This window comes from Kitasatospora sp. NPDC001095, assembly GCF_053598615.1.
Genome location: NZ_JBSFKQ010000055.1, coordinates 1 through 15,014 on the forward strand (window position 1 = coordinate 1; position 15,014 = coordinate 15,014).

16 protein-coding genes, 1 pseudogene and 1 riboswitch are annotated in these 15,014 nt (G+C 72.9%); of the genes and pseudogenes, 11 read left to right on the plus strand and 6 right to left on the minus strand.

Going from position 1 to position 15,014, the window contains the following annotated elements; genetic code table 11:
• A pseudogene (locus tag ACWDBB_RS30835) lies at window positions 1-245 on the minus strand (N-acetylglucosamine-6-phosphate deacetylase); the annotation flags it as partial.
• Window positions 242-1,189 (minus strand): ROK family protein, encoded by a 948-nt coding sequence (locus ACWDBB_RS30840; protein ID WP_449792701.1) that lies wholly within the window; start codon window positions 1,187-1,189, stop codon window positions 242-244. The pseudogene ACWDBB_RS30835 and the gene ACWDBB_RS30840, both read right to left, overlap by 4 nt.
• Before the next feature lie 324 nt (window positions 1,190-1,513).
• Here ACWDBB_RS30840 and ACWDBB_RS30845 point away from each other — a divergent pair, with 324 nt between their 5' ends.
• Complete coding sequence (locus tag ACWDBB_RS30845; protein ID WP_449792702.1) at window positions 1,514-2,794, plus strand: extracellular solute-binding protein; 1,281 nt, start codon at window positions 1,514-1,516, stop codon at window positions 2,792-2,794.
• 47 nt (window positions 2,795-2,841) lie between these two features.
• On the opposite strand, the gene ACWDBB_RS30850 is transcribed toward ACWDBB_RS30845, so the two are convergent.
• The gene (locus tag ACWDBB_RS30850) at window positions 2,842-3,192 is read right to left on the minus strand and encodes a cupin domain-containing protein (RefSeq protein WP_449792703.1); all 351 of its coding nucleotides are present in this window, start codon (window positions 3,190-3,192) and stop codon (window positions 2,842-2,844) included.
• A gap of 102 nt (window positions 3,193-3,294) precedes the next feature.
• Here ACWDBB_RS30850 and ACWDBB_RS30855 point away from each other — a divergent pair, with 102 nt between their 5' ends.
• Window positions 3,295-3,522: a DUF3263 domain-containing protein gene (locus ACWDBB_RS30855; RefSeq protein ID WP_449792704.1), complete on the plus strand. Its 228-nt coding sequence runs from the start codon at window positions 3,295-3,297 to the stop codon at window positions 3,520-3,522.
• Window positions 3,523-3,623: 101 nt separating this feature from the next.
• Entirely contained in the window at window positions 3,624-4,463 is an 840-nt protein-coding gene (otsB, locus tag ACWDBB_RS30860) for a trehalose-phosphatase (RefSeq protein ID WP_449792705.1), read from the plus strand.
• On the opposite strand, the gene ACWDBB_RS30865 is transcribed toward otsB, so the two are convergent.
• Window positions 4,450-5,916, minus strand: a complete 1,467-nt coding sequence (locus ACWDBB_RS30865; protein ID WP_449792706.1) for an alpha,alpha-trehalose-phosphate synthase (UDP-forming) — start codon at window positions 5,914-5,916, stop codon at window positions 4,450-4,452. The two genes, otsB and ACWDBB_RS30865, sit on opposite strands and share 14 nt — an antisense overlap.
• Before the next feature lie 97 nt (window positions 5,917-6,013).
• A complete protein-coding gene (locus ACWDBB_RS30870) occupies window positions 6,014-7,051 on the minus strand; it encodes a glucosyl-3-phosphoglycerate synthase (RefSeq protein WP_449792707.1) in 1,038 nt (345 codons plus the stop codon).
• Window positions 7,052-7,162: 111 nt separating this feature from the next.
• Window positions 7,163-7,297: riboswitch (SAM riboswitch) on the plus strand.
• Between the two features lie 16 nt (window positions 7,298-7,313).
• Between ACWDBB_RS30870 and thrC the strand changes: the two genes are divergently transcribed.
• From thrC to ACWDBB_RS30895, 5 genes are all read left to right on the plus strand, one after another.
• Window positions 7,314-8,594 carry a threonine synthase gene (gene thrC / locus ACWDBB_RS30875; RefSeq protein WP_449792708.1) on the plus strand — a complete coding sequence of 427 codons (1,281 nt, stop codon included), beginning with the start codon at window positions 7,314-7,316 and terminating at the stop codon, window positions 8,592-8,594.
• 26 nt (window positions 8,595-8,620) lie between these two features.
• Window positions 8,621-8,899: a MoaD/ThiS family protein gene (locus tag ACWDBB_RS30880; protein ID WP_449792709.1), complete on the plus strand. Its 279-nt coding sequence runs from the start codon at window positions 8,621-8,623 to the stop codon at window positions 8,897-8,899.
• A 553-nt stretch (window positions 8,900-9,452) separates the two neighbouring features.
• Window positions 9,453-9,656: a cold-shock protein gene (locus ACWDBB_RS30885; RefSeq protein WP_030289665.1), complete on the plus strand. Its 204-nt coding sequence runs from the start codon at window positions 9,453-9,455 to the stop codon at window positions 9,654-9,656.
• Between the two features lie 323 nt (window positions 9,657-9,979).
• The gene (gene groL / locus ACWDBB_RS30890; protein ID WP_316526858.1) at window positions 9,980-11,602 is read left to right on the plus strand and encodes a chaperonin GroEL; all 1,623 of its coding nucleotides are present in this window, start codon (window positions 9,980-9,982) and stop codon (window positions 11,600-11,602) included.
• A gap of 113 nt (window positions 11,603-11,715) precedes the next feature.
• Window positions 11,716-12,072: a hypothetical protein gene (locus ACWDBB_RS30895; protein WP_449792710.1), complete on the plus strand. Its 357-nt coding sequence runs from the start codon at window positions 11,716-11,718 to the stop codon at window positions 12,070-12,072.
• Window positions 12,073-12,159: 87 nt separating this feature from the next.
• Here ACWDBB_RS30895 and ACWDBB_RS30900 read toward each other — a convergent pair whose 3' ends face one another.
• On the minus strand, window positions 12,160-12,786 hold the full coding sequence (locus ACWDBB_RS30900; protein WP_449792711.1) for an HD domain-containing protein: 627 nt from the start codon (window positions 12,784-12,786) through the stop codon (window positions 12,160-12,162).
• 65 nt (window positions 12,787-12,851) lie between these two features.
• Here ACWDBB_RS30900 and ACWDBB_RS30905 point away from each other — a divergent pair, with 65 nt between their 5' ends.
• The 3 genes from ACWDBB_RS30905 (at window position 12,852) to ACWDBB_RS30915 (ending at window position 15,007) form a co-directional block, all read left to right on the plus strand.
• The gene (locus ACWDBB_RS30905; RefSeq protein ID WP_449792712.1) at window positions 12,852-13,235 is read left to right on the plus strand and encodes a PadR family transcriptional regulator; all 384 of its coding nucleotides are present in this window, start codon (window positions 12,852-12,854) and stop codon (window positions 13,233-13,235) included.
• Complete coding sequence (locus ACWDBB_RS30910) at window positions 13,232-14,188, plus strand: hypothetical protein (RefSeq protein ID WP_449792713.1); 957 nt, start codon at window positions 13,232-13,234, stop codon at window positions 14,186-14,188. The genes ACWDBB_RS30905 and ACWDBB_RS30910 overlap by 4 nt, the downstream gene beginning before the upstream one ends.
• A gap of 132 nt (window positions 14,189-14,320) precedes the next feature.
• The gene (locus tag ACWDBB_RS30915; protein WP_449792714.1) at window positions 14,321-15,007 is read left to right on the plus strand and encodes a copper homeostasis protein CutC; all 687 of its coding nucleotides are present in this window, start codon (window positions 14,321-14,323) and stop codon (window positions 15,005-15,007) included.
• The last annotated feature ends 7 nt before the right edge of the window (window positions 15,008-15,014 follow it).

The following is a 15,014-nucleotide window of genomic DNA, read 5'->3' on the forward strand; positions in this document are numbered from 1 at the left end:
TCGGCGATGCCGGAGGTGTACGAGGCACCGCCGCCGCCGTGGACGTGCAGGTCGACGAAGCCGGGCACGACGGTGTACCCGGTCAGGTCGAGGTCGCCGGGCTCGCTGTCGCCGCCACCCGCCCCGTTCCCGATGGCGGCGATGCGCTCGCCGTCGACGGTGAGGCGGCCGCCCTCGACGACGCCGCCGGGCAGGACCAGTCGGGCGCCGGCCAGGGCAGTACGGTCACGGTCCGCGGTGGTCACGCGGTCACCTCCAAGGTGAGCAGATCCCAGGCGAGCAGGCCCGCGCCCAGGGATGCGGCGGTGTCTTTGAGCATGGCGGGCACGACCTTCGGGGGCATTTGGAAGGTCAGTCGCTCGGCGACCGCCGCGCGCAGGGGGGTGAAGAGCGTGTCGGCGGCCTCGGCCAGCCCGCCGCCGACGATCACCGTCGACGGGTCGAGCAGGCTCTGGGCCAGGACGATGCCGTCCGCCAGGGCGTCGACGGCCCGCTGCCAGACCGCGACGGCACGGTCGTCCCCGGCGTCCACCGCGGCGGCGCAGGATGCCGCGTCGGCGTCGGGGTCGCCGCTGGCCTCGGCCCAGGCGCGGGAGACGGCGGAGGCGGAGGCCAGCGTCTCCAGGCAGCCGCGGGCGCCGCAGCCGCACAGCGGGCCGCCGGGGCGGACCACGACGTGGCCGATCTCGCCGCCGTAGCCGTGCGCGCCGGCCTCGATCCGGCCGTCGATGCCGATGGCGCCGGCGATGCCGGTGCCGAGGGCGATGAACAGGAAGCGGTCGACGCCCCGGCCGGCTCCGATCCGGCCCTCGGCCAGGCCGCCGGAACGCACGTCGTGGCCGAGGGCCACCGGCATCGCGCCGCCCTGCGGCCCGGCCAGGCGCTCGCCGAGCAGCTTGCGCAGCGGGAGGTCGCGCCAGCCGAGGTTGGCGGAGTAGACCGCGATGCCGTTCTTCTCGTCGATCGTGCCCGGGACGGCGACACCGGCCGCGAGCGGGGCGACGCCGAAGCGGCTGCGGCCCTCGTCCGCCAGGTCGGTGGCGAAGTCGAGGATGGCGGTGACGACGGCGTCGGTGCCGTGCTCCCGCCCGGTCGGTCGGCGTGCTTCGAACAGCACGGAGCCGTCCTGGGCGAGCAGCGCGGCCTTCATGCCGGTGCCGCCTACATCGAGTGCGATGACGTGCTTCACGGAGGACAGTTTCCCTTGGGCGGGTCGAAGAGGTCTAGTCCAGTTGTCGGATTGGTCTGGTCCATACTGGGTGAGCTTTGTCGCAGCTGCGCAGGTGTGCGGGGCTTTGCGCCGGGGCGCGGGGCCGGGTGCCGGAGCGGGTGCGGACCGGGGTGCGCGGGGGTTCTGTTGCGCATTGTGCAATGACTCAGAGCACTTCGATAACTACTCGGGCGGGCCCGGTCGGTGGTGTGGACCGGCGGTCGGCGGGTTTGGCAGTGTGGCGCGTCCCCTGCCGGAATCCCCCGTTCCGGCCGATTCGTCCCCCCGAAGGCGGTACCCGCGTTGAACAGGCGCGTCCACGTTCCCACCCGTGTGCTCGGCGGTGTGCTGGCCGGAACACTGGTCCTCATCGCGGCCAGTGCCTGCACCGGGCAGGACGACGGGCCCGTCACCCTCAAGCTGGTCGCGGCCGACTACGGGGAGAGCCCCGAGACCAACTCCCGGCACTACTGGGACGCGGTCGCCAGGGACTTCGAGGCGGCCAACCCCGGGATCAAGGTCAGCGTCGAGGTGGACAGCTGGACCGAGATCGGCAAGAAGGTCGAGGACATGATCGCGGCCGGCAAGTCGCCGGACCTGCTGCAGACCGGCGGCTTCGCCGACCAGGTGGCGGCGGAGCGGCTCTACCCGGCGTCCGACGTGCTCTCGGTGGAGACCCAGGCCAGGTTCCTGGAGACCTTCGCGCACGCCGGGCAGGTGCTCGGGACGCAGTACGGGATCCCGTTCGTCTCCTCGTCGCGGGTGCTCTTCTACAACAAGGCGATGTTCCGGCAGGCCGGGATCGCCCAGCCGCCGGCCACCTGGAACGAGCTGCGGCAGGACGCGGAGAAGATCAAGGCCAAGGTGCCGGGGGTGACCCCGTACGGGCTGCCGCTGGGACCGGAGGAGGCGCCGGCCGAGTCGATGCTGTGGACGCTGAGCGGCGGCGGCAGCATCTCCGACGACGTCGGCAACTACACCATCGACAGCTCCCAGAACCAGGCGACCTTCAGCTGGCTGAAGAGCAACCTGGTGGCCACCGGGCTGACGTACCCGGACCCCGGCAAGATGAACCGCACCCCGGTGTTCCAGGACTTCGCCGCCGGGAAGGTGGCGATGCTGAACGGGCATCCGACGTTGCTGCGGATGGCGACCGCCGGGAAGGTCGAGTTCGGGACGGCGCCGATCCCGAAGCGGGACGGGCTCGGGCGCACGGGGAGCCTCGGGGTCGCGGACTGGATGATGGCGTTCAAGGCGAACGGGCACAAGAACGAGATCAAGAAGTTCCTGTCGTTCGTCTACGACAAGGACAACCAGCTGAAGTTCGACGAGCAGTACAACCTCCTGCCGGTCACCCAGGACGCGTTCGCGCAGATGTCGACGGACCCGAAGCACGAGGACCTCAAGCAGTTCGCGGTCGGGCTGACCAACGCGAGCTTCTACCCGTTCGGGGACCCGGCCTGGGGCGAGGTCAGCGACCGCATCAAGGCGGGGATCGGGCAGGCGGTGACGGGGGATCCGAAGCAGGTGCTCGGGGGGCTGCAGGACGCGGCCGTGAAGGAGGCGGCGGCGGTCCGCAAGTAGGGGCCGGGGCCGGGACCGGCCCCGGCCCGGGCGGGGTCGTCCGGCTCCTACGGGAGCGTGATGGCGTAGGCCTTGCGGAGGGTCTCGTGGACCGTCCAGGTGGTGCGGTCGCCCTCGCGCAGGACCGCGCAGTCGCCGGGGCCGACCTCCAGGGTCGGGCCGCCCTCGATCTCGATGGTGGCCCGGCCGCTGAGCACCACGAACATCTCGTCGGCCTCGACGTCGGTGACCACGCCGGGGGTGATCTGCCAGAGGCCGCGCAGGTGGCGGCCGTCGGCGGACTCGGACAGCACCCTGCCGGTGACCTCGGGGGTGCCGGATGCGATCTGGGAGGGGTCCAGCGGGTCGGGGTCGAGGTCGGCGGTCGGGATGTGCAGGGCGAAGCTGGGCGTGGTCATGGGAGTGACGTTAGTGCGGCCGGGGTGGCGGTGGGGCGAGCACTGTGTGTCGGGGTCGCGCGGGAGAATGACACTCCGTAGTGGCGGGCGGAGGTGTGCGCGGTGGGCGAGCTGAGTGAGCGGGAACGGGCGGTGCTGGCGCTGGAGGCGCGGCAGTGGCGTACGGCGGGGGCCAAGGAGCGGGCGATCCGGGAGGAGCTGGGGCTCTCCCCCACGCGGTACTACCAGGTGCTGAACGCTCTGCTGGACCGGGAGGAGGCGCTGGCGCACGCGCCGGTGCTGGTGAATCGGCTGCGGCGGGTGCGGGAGGCTCGGCGGGGGGCTCGCTGACCGGCTCGGTGATCGAGGGGGACTCTCGGGAAGGTGGGGCTCCCGCGCGCCCGCGGGCCGGGGGAGTGCGGAGCGGGGTGCTCCGGGGTAGGGGCTCCGGTATGGGCTTTGAAGAGATGTTCGTGCCGGCGACCGGGGCTGGGCGGGACGGGGTGCGGGCCGTTCTGGCGGCGCCCGGGGATGCCGTGATCGGGTTGGACTTCGACGGGACGTTGGCGCCGATCGTGGCGGATCCGGAGCGGGCGCGGGCGCATCCGGGGGTGGTGGGGGCGTTGCGGCGGCTGGCTCCGGTGGTGGGTGGCGTGGTGGTGGTGACCGGCCGGCCGGCCGGGGTGGCGGTGGAGTACGGGGGGTTCGCGGGGCTGCCGGGGGTGGTGGTGCTGGGGCACTACGGGGCCGAGCGGTGGGAGGGCGGGGAGCTGTCGGCGCCGGAGGCGCATCCGGGGGTGGCGCGGGTGCGGGAGGAGTTGCCGGGGGTGCTGGAGCGGGTGGGGGCGCCCGGGGGGACGTGGGTGGAGGACAAGGGGCGGGCGGTGGCCGTGCACACCCGGCGGACGGCGGCGCCGCAGGAGGCGTTGGAGCTGTTGCGGGCGCCGGTGGGGGAGTTGGCGGCCGAGTACGGGCTGGTGGTGGAGCCCGGTCGGCTGGTGCTGGAGCTGCGGCCGCCGGGGGTGGACAAGGGGGCGGCGCTGACCGGCTTCCTGCGGGAGCGGGGGGCCCGTTCGGTGCTCTACGCGGGGGACGACCTGGGGGACGTGGCGGCCTTCGCCGCGGTGGAGAAGCTGCGCGGCGAGGGTGTCGCGGGGGTGCTGGTGTGCGCCGGCGCGGTGGGGGACGCGCCGGTGCGGGAGCTGGCCGACCGGGCGGACCTGGTGGTCGCCGGGCCGGAGGGTGTGGTGGAGCTGTTGGGGGCCTTGGGGGACGCGCTCACAGCGCGTTGAGCTGGTCCAGGAACCACTGCTGCGGGGGGAGTGCGGTGGCCGCCGCCGCCAGGCGCTTGGTGCGGTCGGCGCGCTCCTCCGGGCTCATGGTGAGGCCGGCGTGGAGGGCGTCGGCGGTGGCGACGACGTCGTAGGGGTTGACGGTGAGGGCGTCGTCCTTGAGTTCGGCGTGGGCGCCGGCCTCGCGGGAGAGGACGAGGGCGCAGCCGCGGTCGGAGACCACGGGGACCTCCTTGGCGACCAGGTTCATGCCGTCGCGGATGGGGTTGACCAGGGCGACGTCGGCCAGCCGGTAGGCGGCGAGGGAGCGCGGGAAGTCGTCGTCGACGTGCAGGATCAGCGGTTGCCAGGTGGGGGTGGCGAATTCGGCGTTGACGGCCTCGGCGAGTTCCCGGACCCGTGCCGTGTAGTCGCGGTACTCGGCGAGGTCGGTGCGGGACGGGTAGGCGAAGGCGATGTGCACCACCCGGTCGTGCCACTGCGGGCGGGTGCGGAGCAGGTGCCGGTAGGCCAGCAGGCCGCGGACGATGTTCTTGCTCAGCTCGGTGCGGTCGACCCGGACGATGGTGCGGCGGTCGCCGACGGCCGCGCGGAGGGCGGCGAGGCGTTCGTCGACGTCGAGGCGGTGGGCGCGCTCACGCAGGAAGTCGGCGTCGGCGCCGAGGGCGTGCACGCCGAGGCGGGTGGTGCGGCCGTCGAGCGTGACGGAGAGCGCGTCGTGGTCGACGCCGGCGCCGAGGAGGTCCGCGCAGCAGGCGGCGAAGGCGCGGGCCCAGCGCTCGGTGAGGAAGCCGGCCCGGTCGGCGCCCAGGATGCCGGTGAGGACGGCCCGGGCGACGTCGTCGGGCAGCAGCCGGTAGTACTCGGGCGGGGCCCAGGGGGTGTGCGAGAAGTGGCCGATCCGCAGGTCGGGGCGGGCCTCCCGGAGCAGGGCCGGGACCAGGGAGAGGTGGTAGTCCTGGACGAGCACCGCGGCGTTCGGGGCGGCTTCGGCGGCCAGGGCTTCCGCGAAGGCCTCGTTGTAGGCCTGGTAGGCGGCCCACTCGGTGCGGAAGCCGGCGTCGAAGGCGGGGGCGGTGGGGGTCGCGTAGAGCAGGTGGTGGACGAACCAGAGGGTGGAGTTGGCGACGCCGTTGTAGGCGCGGGCGAAGGTCTGCGGGTCCAGGTCCAGCATCCGTACGGCCTGGCCGCCGACCGCGTGGCCGGCCAGGTCGAGGCGGCCGCGGGGGGCCCCGGCGGCGGCTCTGCGGTCGGAGTCGTCGAGGGCGGCGCAGACCCAGACGGCGTTCGGGTCCTCGATGGCGGAGAGGCCGGAGACCAGGCCGCCGCCGCCCCGCCGCAGGGTCAGCGTGCCGTCGTCGGCGGTGCTGAAGGACACCGGTCCCCGGTTGGAGGCCACCAGGACGGGGGCGGTGCCGGTCGCGTTCGAACGGTTGGTCGTGAGATCGCCCATGGTTGGCATCTTGCCGGGGGCTCGGCGTGGCAAACCCGCGGGGCCTGTCTTCGAACCCCCGGCGTCGCCCCGCGGACGCGGGTTCGAGGACAGGCCCCTAATGACGGGTGGCGTATTCCGGCACGGTGTGCATCGGGGGGCGTTCCAGGGCGGTCACCGGGTGGGTGTGCGCGGTGAAGGCGCGGGTTTCCGGGTCGCGGGTGAACTGGGTGAGGTGGGGGTGGACGAGGTCGGCCGAGGCCTTGAGGCGGTGGGTGCGGTCGAGGCGTTCCAGGGCGGTCCGGTAGATGGTGGCGGCCATCCGGCCGAGGGCCTGGCCGTCCTGGTGGCGGTGGTGCCGGACGCCGACGTCCACCTGGGCCAGGGCGTCGAGGCCTGCCACTTCCAGGGCGTCGACCAGCAGGCCGAGTTCGACGCCGTAGCCGGTGGGGAAGGGCAGCCGTTCGAGCAGTGAGCGGCGGGCCGCGTACTCGCCGCCGAGGGGCTGGACGAAGCCGGCGAGTTCCGGCCAGTGGAGGTTGAGCAGGGGGCGGGCGACGAGTTCGGTGACCCGGCCGCCGCCGGCGGGCAGGACGGCGCCGTCCGACTCCAGCGGGCGGTCGTACATGGCCTTGACCAGCTGGATCGACTCGTCGGTGAGCAGCGGGCCGACGATGCCGGAGACGAAGGCCGGGTCGAACTCGCGCAGGTCGGCGTCGACGAAGCAGACGATGTCGCCGTGGGTGACCAGCAGGGAGCGCCAGAGCACCTCGCCCTTGCCGGGGACGGCGGGCAGCCGGGGGAGGATCCGGTCGCGGTGTTCCACCCGGGCGCCTGCCACGGCGGCGACGGCGGCGGTGGCGTCGGTGGAGCCGGAGTCGACGACGACGAGTTCGTCGACGAGCGGGAGGCGTTCCATCAGCTCGCGGCGGACGGTGCGGACGATGTCGCCGACGGTGGCCTCCTCGTCCAGGGCGGGGAGGACCACGCTGACGGTGCGGCCGGTGCGTTCCTTGGCGTCGAGGAGGGTGTGGACCGGCCGGTCGGCCGCGCTCCAGGAGCGGCGGTGGAGCCAGGATGCCGCCTGCGGGAGGAGCTCGGGAGTCGGTTCGGCGGGCACGGAGGTCTCCTCGGCGGGGTCGGTGGAATCTGTCATCTCGCGTGGCGGACGGTCCCGTTCAGGATTGGCGCCTTCGGATACAGTCTTCGTACAGCGGTCGGACCTTCGCACGCCGGGGTCGCCGTTGAGCAGCACCACAATTTCACAAGCTCATCCAGAGGGACTGAGGGAACGGCCCGTTGACGTCCCGGCAACCTTCTCGCGCGGCTGTCGTCGACAGGCCCCGGCGGGACAGGTGCCAATTCCGGCCCGTGCGCGACCGCGCCACGGGGAAGATGAGGAGAGAGGCCTCGCCATCATGGCTATCAACACCGCCGCACCAGTTTCCGTCGACCTCGGCCCCGCCACCGCGCTGTCCTGTCGCGAGTGCGGCACCCGTTTCCCGCTCGGCCCCAGCTTCGCCTGCCTGGAGTGCTTCGGCCCGCTGGAGATCGCCTACGAGTTCGGCAGCGAGGGCGCCGAGGAGCTGCGCAAGCGGATCGAGGCCGGTCCGGCCTCCATCTGGAGGTACGCGCCGCTGCTGCCCGTTCCGGCGGACGTGGCCTCGAAGCCGAACCTGAACCCGGGGTGGACCCCGCTGGTGAAGGCGGACAACCTGGGCCGGGAGCTCGGGTTCACCGCCCAGCTGCACGTCAAGGACGACTCCGGGAACCCGACGCACTCCTTCAAGGACCGGGTGGTCGCGTGCGCGATCGAGGCGGCCCGGGCGTTCGGCTACACCACGCTGTCCTGCTCCTCCACCGGCAACCTGGCCGGCGCGGTGGGTGCGGCGGCGGCCAGGGCCGGGCTCCGGTCCTGCGTGTTCATCCCGCACGACCTGGAGCAGGGCAAGGTCGTCATGGCCGGGGTGTACGGCGGTGAGCTGGTCGGCATCGAGGGCAACTACGACGACGTGAACCGCTTCTGTTCGGAGCTGATCGGCGATCCGGCCGGCGAGGGCTGGGGCTTCGTCAACGTGAACCTGCGGCCGTACTACGGCGAGGGCTCCAAGACGCTGGCGTACGAGATCTGCGAGCAGCTCGGCTGGCGGCTGCCGGAGCAGATCGTGATCCCGATCGCCTCGGGCTCGCAGCTGACGAAGATCGACAAGGGCCTCCAGGAGCTGATCAGGCTGGGCCTGGTCGAGGACCGGCCGTACCGGATCTTCGGTGCCCAGGCCGAGGGCTGCTCGCCGGTGTCGGCCGCGTTCAAGGCCGGCCGGGACGTGATCAAGCCGGTCAAGCCGGACACCATCGCCAAGTCGCTGGCGATCGGCAACCCGGCCGACGGCCCGTACGTGCTGGACATCGCCCGCCGCACCGGTGGCGCGGTGGAGGACGTCACGGACGCCGAGGTCGTGGCGGCGATCCGGCTGCTGGCGCGGACCGAGGGGATCTTCGCCGAGACCGCGGGCGGGGTGACCGTCGGCGTGCTGAAGAAGCTGGTCGAGACCGGGCAGCTGGACCCGTCGAAGGAGACCGTCGCGATCAACACCGGCGACGGCCTGAAGACCCTGGACGCCGTCTCCGAAGCCGGGATGACCGCCGTCATCCGCCCGACGCTGGACTCGTTCCGCGCCGCCGGCCTCGTGTCCGCCTGAACCATCCGCCCCCGCAAGGAGAAGTCATGAGCGCCAACGTCCGCATCCCCACCATCCTGCGCACCTACACCTCCGGCGCCGCCGAGGTGACCGCCGAGGGCGCCACCCTGGCCGAGGTCGTCGCCGACCTGGAGAAGAACCACGCGGGCATCTCGGCCCGCATCCTGGACGACACGGGCAAGCTGCGCCGCTTCGTGAACGTGTACGTGAACGACGACGACGTGCGCTTCGCCGAGGGCCTGGCGACCGGGATCGAGGACGGCGCCAGCATCTCGATCATCCCGGCGGTGGCCGGCGGCTGCTGAGCCCGCGAGAGAACCCGCGGTCGCCCGCGCGTACGGAATTCCGCTGTCCGTATGCGCGGGCGACCGCTCGCATTCCTGCGGGAATATTTCCGGGTCGAGTCGGAGTAGAGTGTCGCTCGGCTGGGAACAGGGTTTCCCTTTCGGCCCAGCAGTGCTCGTTCGGCCCCGCAGTGCTCGGCCCGGGGCGTCCGGCCGATGAGACCGGCCCGTGAAACCTGTCAGGCAGATGTCAGAATTACCGCAGGCATTTGGGTAATTCGTCCGCTATGTCCGGCGTGAAATGCCGAGAACATCCCGATTCGGTCCGTCCTGTCCCTTGACGCCGTACCGGAATTACCGGTGGTTGGGCCTGTTGCAGAGGGCGTCGATCCGGATACATTCAGCGGCGGTCGACGCAATCACCCGCTCGTCGGAGGCCGCCTGGCGTCCTGTGCGGAGGGTTGCGGCGTGCACGGCTGCGCCCAGGGGGGGTTCCCCGGGCCGGCCTTCAACCAACCCGGGCCCGCGACCTGCGGGCGCGTGAAGGGCCAGCACAGCACTAGGGGAGTTCGGAATGGCTCAGGGCACCGTCAAGTGGTTCAACGCGGAGAAGGGCTACGGCTTCATCGCGGTCGACGGTGGTGCGGACGTCTTCGTCCACTACAGCGCGATCCAGATGGACGGCTACCGCACCCTCGAGGAGGGCCAGCGGGTCGAGTTCGAGATCTCCCAGGGACAGAAGGGCCCGCAGGCGGACATGGTCCGCGCGGCGGTCTGACCCCTTCCGGCTCCAGGAGCTCGGCGCGGCCCCACGGCTGGTGACCTCTCGCTTCTCGACGGGCCCGTGCGACGCGTGTCGCACGGGCCCGTCGGCGTTCCCGGGCGGCTCCCGCGGCGGCTCGCGGATTGCCGATTGGGCTTGCACTCGACCACCCGGAGTGCTAATCATTGGCGTTAGCACTCACAGTGTGAGAGTGACAGCGGACCGGGTCGGTGAGGCCCCCGGGAGCGGCAGGGGAATGGACCTCCGCGCACCAGGGCCGTCCGTCGCGGGCACCCCTTGGTCCGAGCAGTCGACCGTGTCCCGGAGGACCACTTCTGATGGCCAAGATCATCGCCTTTGATGAGGAAGCTCGCCGCGGCCTTGAGCGTGGCATGAACCAGCTCGCCGACGCAGTGAAGGTCACGCTCGGCCCCAAGGGTCGCAACGTCGTGCTGGAGAAGAAGTGGGGCGCCCCCACGATCACCAACGACGGTGTCTCCATCGCCAAGGAGATCGAGCTCGAGGACCCGTACGAGAAGATCGGTGCCGAGCTCGTCAAGGAGGTCGCCAAGAAGACGGACGACGTCGCGGGTGACGGCACCACCACCGCCACCGTGCTCGCCCAGGCCCTGGTTCGCGAGGGTCTGCGCAACGTCGCCGCCGGCGCCAACCCGATGGCCCTGAAGCGCGGCATCGAGAAGGCCGTCGCGGCCGTCTCCGACCAGCTGCTGGCCCAGGCCAAGGACGTGGAGACCAAGGAGCAGATCGCCTCCACCGCCTCCATCTCCGCCGCCGACACCCAGATCGGCGAGCTGATCGCCGAGGCCATGGACAAGGTCGGCAAGGAAGGCGTCATCACCGTCGAGGAGAGCAACACCTTCGGCCTGGAGCTCGAGCTCACCGAGGGCATGCGCTTCGACAAGGGCTACATCTCCGCCTACTTCGCCACCGACCTGGAGCGCATGGAGGCGACGTTCGAGGACCCGTACATCCTCATCGCCAACTCCAAGATCGGCTCGGTCAAGGACCTGCTCCCGCTGCTGGAGAAGGTCATGCAGAGCGGCAAGCCGCTGGTCATCATCGCCGAGGACGTCGAGGGCGAGGCCCTGTCGACCCTGGTCGTGAACAAGATCCGCGGCACCTTCAAGTCCGTCGCCGTCAAGGCCCCGGGCTTCGGTGACCGCCGCAAGGCCATGCTCGGCGACATCGCCATCCTCACCGGTGGCACCGTCATCTCCGAGGAGGTCGGCCTGAAGCTGGAGAGCGCCGGCATCGACCTGCTGGGCACCGCCCGCAAGGTGGTCATCACCAAGGACGAGACCACCATCGTCGACGGTGGCGGCGACAGCGAGCAGGTCGCGGGCCGCGTGAACCAGATCCGCGCCGAGATCGAGAACAGCGACTCGGACTACGACCGCGAGAAGCTCCAGGAGCGCCTCGCCAAGCTGGCCGGCGGCGTGGCCGTCATCAAGGCCGGCGCGGCCACCGAGGTGGAGCTCAAGGAGCGCAAGCACCGCATCGAGGACGCCGTCCGCAACGCCAAGGCCGCCGTCGAGGAGGGCATCGTCGCCGGTGGTGGCGTCGCCCTGCTGCAGGCCGGTGTCGCCTTCGACAAGCTGGAGCTGGACGGCGACGAGGCCACCGGTGCCAACATCGTCAAGGTCGCGCTGGAGGCCCCGATCAAGCAGATCGCGACCAACGCCGGCCTGGAGGGTGGCGTCGTGGTGGAGAAGGTGCGCAACCTCCCCGCCGGTCACGGCCTGAACGCCGCCACCAACGAGTACGTCGACCTGGTCGCCGAGGGCATCATCGACCCGGCCAAGGTCACCCGCTCCGCGCTGCAGAACGCCGCCTCCATCGCGGCGCTGTTCCTCACCACCGAGGCCGTCATCGCCGACAAGCCGGAGAAGGCCGCCGCGGCCGCCGGCGGCGGCATGCCGGGCGGTGACATGGACTTCTGATCCTGATCGCTTCGATCGGATCGGCTGGTTCCCCGTCCGTGTGGGCGGCTCCCTTCGGGGGGCCGCCCACACGGCGTTTCGGCGTTCGGGGGAGTTGAGGAGAGGATGGACGGATGGCTGCCGACGACATCGAGACCGCCCTGCACAACGCGCGGGCACTGATCCTGGCCGACCTCACCGCGCGGGACGTGGCGGACGCCGCCGTCGTCTCGCTGGTGGAGCAGGCCGTGACCCACCGCCGCTGGTGGCTGGAGCAGTGGCCCGACGGCACCGACTACGTGCTCGGACTGGTCGCCCAGGACGTCCAGGACGCGCTGCTGGAGGCGTACGGCCGCTGGCCGCTGTGCACCGACTGCGCGGCCGACGGGGATCCGCACGCGCTGAGCGTGGAGCCCGAGTTGGGGCCGGAGCCGCACTGGGTGTGCGGCAAGCAGGGCGCGGTGGTGGCTCCGGTGGGGGAGCTGTCCTAGGCCGCGCGGCGCGGCCGACGGGCGCGCGCGTGCGGGGGGAGCCGGCTGCTGGGCGCGCGTGCGGGCGCGCGGGCGGGCGGGCTCGTGTCAGAGGGCGCCGAGCTCGGCCCTCAGGTTGGCGTGGGCGGCCGCCGTGAAGCGCTCGCGGGCGGCGGGCGTGCGGTAGAGCTCGGGCAGGGCGAGCAGGTGGCGCAGTACGGCGGCCCGGCCGGCCGTGAAGTCCGGTGCGGGGACGAAGCCGTACTCCTCGCGGACGGCGGCCGCGTACGCCGCGTACGCCTCGGGGGTGCCGCCGAGGACGGCGAGGTCCGCGTCGCAGAGCACCTCGCCGTTGCGGTCGCCGGGGGCGGGGTCGTGGCCGACGGTGAGCAGCACGAGGCGCTCGACCTCGGCGACCCGCTCGGCGGGCAGCCCGGCGGCGGTCAGCGCGCGGACGGCGAGGGCGGCGCTGCGCTCCTCGTTCTCGGTGCGGTCCGGCCGGTAGACGGCGTCGTGGAACCAGGCCGCGAGGCGGACGGCCTCCGGGTCGGCGGCGTGCCCGGCCAGCTCGTCGACGTGCCGCAGCACCGCGCGCAGGTGCGCGACGGTGTGGTACCTGCGCTGCGGCTCCGACCAGCGGCGCAGCAGCTCCCGGCCGTACGGCTCGGGGTCGACGGCGGCGCCGCAGCGGTGCAGCAGGGCGGTCCAGGCGGCGAGCAGGTCCTCGGTCGGCATGGGCACATTGTGGCGGACGGGCCCGGCCCTGGACCTATAGGTAGGTTGGCGATATATGTAGTCGTATGACAGAACGCTCCATGCAGGAGCCCACGCTGCTGCTGCTCACCGCCCTGGCCGACGCGCCGAGACACGGTTACGCGCTGATCCAGGAGGTCGCCGCGATCTCGGACGGCCGGGTCAAGATGCGCACCGGCACGCTCTACGGGGCGCTCGACCGGCTGCTCGGCCAGGGCCTGATCGAGGTCGCCGCCGAGGAGGTGGTGGACGGTCGGGCCCGGCGCAGCTACGCGCTGACCGGGGCCGGCCGGGACGCGCTGGCCGCCGAGGCGGAGCGGCTGCGGGCGGTCGCCACCGAGGCCGAGCGCCGACTGGCCAAGATCCGGTCGGTGCTGCCGGGCGGGGCGGGGTCGCAGGGGCGGCCCGCGGCGGGGGGAGGCCTCTCGTGAGCGCACCGGCGATCGGCGCGGGGCCCTCGGTGGCGCTGCGGACCGCGCTCCGGTTCTACCCGGAGCGGTACCGCCGCGAGCGCGGCGAGGAACTGGCCGAGGTGTTCGCCGACACGACGGCGGAGGGCGGCCGCCTGGCGGTCACCCGGGAGCTCCTCGGCCTGGCGGTGTACGGGCTGCGGGTGCGGCTCGGGCTGACCGGGGCCTCGCCGGCGGGGCGGCTGCTGGCGCTGGTCGCGCCGATGCTCGCCGGCGCGGTGGCCGGCGCCACGCTGGTGGCCTGGGCGGCCACCGCGGGCCGGGTCGCCAACCGGCTCTCCTGGGACGGCTCGTACGGCACCTACGCCGAGCTGCTCTCCCGGCCGGTGGCCGCCGCGCTGCTCCTGGTGGCGGCGCTCCTCGGGCGGTGGACGGCGGTGCGGGGCAGCGCGCTGGTCCTGGGCGCGGTGGGGCTGTACGAGCTGGTGGGGGCCGTGTGGGTCTCCTCCTTCGACGCGTGGTGGAGCGGCTACATCGGGATGGCCTCGCTGCCGCTGGTGCTGGCCGCTCTGCTGCTGGCCGCGGCGCCGACCGACCTGCTGGCCCGGCCGACCTGGCGCGCCGGCGGGCTGGTGCTGGCGTCGGCGGTCGTGGGCGGGCTGCTGGAGACGGCCCAGAACTGGGACGACACCACCTTCCCGCTGGACCTGCCGTGGATCGTGGCGATGCTGCTCCTCCCGCTGCTGCTGACCTTCGCCGGGCTGCGCGGGCGGGCGGCCCCGGCGGCCGCGGGGGTGGCGGCGCTGGTGCTGACCGGGCCGGGCTGCCTGTTCAACATCTGGCGCGAGGCCCGGGGGATCTCGCACCTGCTTCCGGTGGCGGCGCCGACGGTGGCGCTGCTGGTGCTGGTGGCGGTGGTGGTGCACCGGTCCGGGCGGCGGGAGGCGGTCGGGGCGGTCCACGGGGCGGCGTGACGGCGGTGGCTGAGGGTTGGTGGGGCGGGGCGGCGGGACCGGGCAGCTCCGGGCGTTCCGGCGTGACCGGATCGGGCCCCTGGGGGTCACCGGGGGTCGCCGGGCTCCGCCGGATGTGGCAGTCTGTCGAATATGTCTAGACCAATTTTCGAAGTCATCGCGCTGACGCCCCAGGACGCCCAGGCCGCCGAGTCGGGCGGCGCCGACCGGCTCGAACTGGTCACCGACATGGCGGCCGACGGGCTCACCCCGTCCGTCGAGGACTTCGGCCGGATCCGGGCCGCCGTCGGCATCCCGCTGCGGGTCATGCTGCGGATCCGGGACGGCTTCGCCCCCGGCGACGTGGAGGAGCTGTGCGCCCGGGCCGCCGCGCTGCGGGCCGAGGGCGCCGAGGAGTTCGTCCTCGGCTTCCTCGACGCCGACGGCGCCGTCGACCTGGCCGCCACCACCGCCGTCGCCGAGGCGATCGCCGGCTGCCGCTGGACCTTCCACCGGGCGATCGACCACAGCACCGACCGGGCCGTCCTGCGGGCCGCCGTCGGCGGGCTGCCCGGCCTGGACACCTTCCTCACCTCCGGCGCGGCCGCCGGGGTGGACGCCGGGCGCGAGGTGTTGTCGGCCGAGCTGGCCCGGGCCGGCGAGCCCGGGTACCGGCAGCGGATCCTGATCGGCGGCGGTCTGCGGGCCGAGCACCTGAAGGAGCTGCGGGCGGAGGGCTTCGACGCCTTCCACGTCGGCGGCGCGGTGCGGGTCGACGGCTGGCGGACACCGGTGGACGCGGCCAAGGTCGCCGGGTGGCGGGCGCTGATCGACGCCTGAGCGCGTG

Coding starts and splice junctions, on each gene's coding strand:
- ACWDBB_RS30880 (WP_449792709.1), top strand. CDS start 8,621: ATGAGCGCCAACGTCCGCATCCCCACCATCCTGCGCACCTACACCTCC.
- groL (WP_316526858.1), top strand. CDS start 9,980: ATGGCCAAGATCATCGCCTTTGATGAGGAAGCTCGCCGCGGCCTTGAG.
- ACWDBB_RS30900 (WP_449792711.1), bottom strand. CDS start 12,786: ATGCCGACCGAGGACCTGCTCGCCGCCTGGACCGCCCTGCTGCACCGC.
- ACWDBB_RS30915 (WP_449792714.1), top strand. CDS start 14,321: ATGTCTAGACCAATTTTCGAAGTCATCGCGCTGACGCCCCAGGACGCC.
- otsB (WP_449792705.1), top strand. CDS start 3,624: ATGGGCTTTGAAGAGATGTTCGTGCCGGCGACCGGGGCTGGGCGGGAC.
- ACWDBB_RS30885 (WP_030289665.1), top strand. CDS start 9,453: ATGGCTCAGGGCACCGTCAAGTGGTTCAACGCGGAGAAGGGCTACGGC.
- thrC (WP_449792708.1), top strand. CDS start 7,314: ATGGCTATCAACACCGCCGCACCAGTTTCCGTCGACCTCGGCCCCGCC.
- ACWDBB_RS30895 (WP_449792710.1), top strand. CDS start 11,716: ATGGCTGCCGACGACATCGAGACCGCCCTGCACAACGCGCGGGCACTG.
- ACWDBB_RS30865 (WP_449792706.1), bottom strand. CDS start 5,916: ATGGGCGATCTCACGACCAACCGTTCGAACGCGACCGGCACCGCCCCC.
- ACWDBB_RS30870 (WP_449792707.1), bottom strand. CDS start 7,051: ATGACAGATTCCACCGACCCCGCCGAGGAGACCTCCGTGCCCGCCGAA.
- ACWDBB_RS30905 (WP_449792712.1), top strand. CDS start 12,852: ATGACAGAACGCTCCATGCAGGAGCCCACGCTGCTGCTGCTCACCGCC.
- ACWDBB_RS30850 (WP_449792703.1), bottom strand. CDS start 3,192: ATGACCACGCCCAGCTTCGCCCTGCACATCCCGACCGCCGACCTCGAC.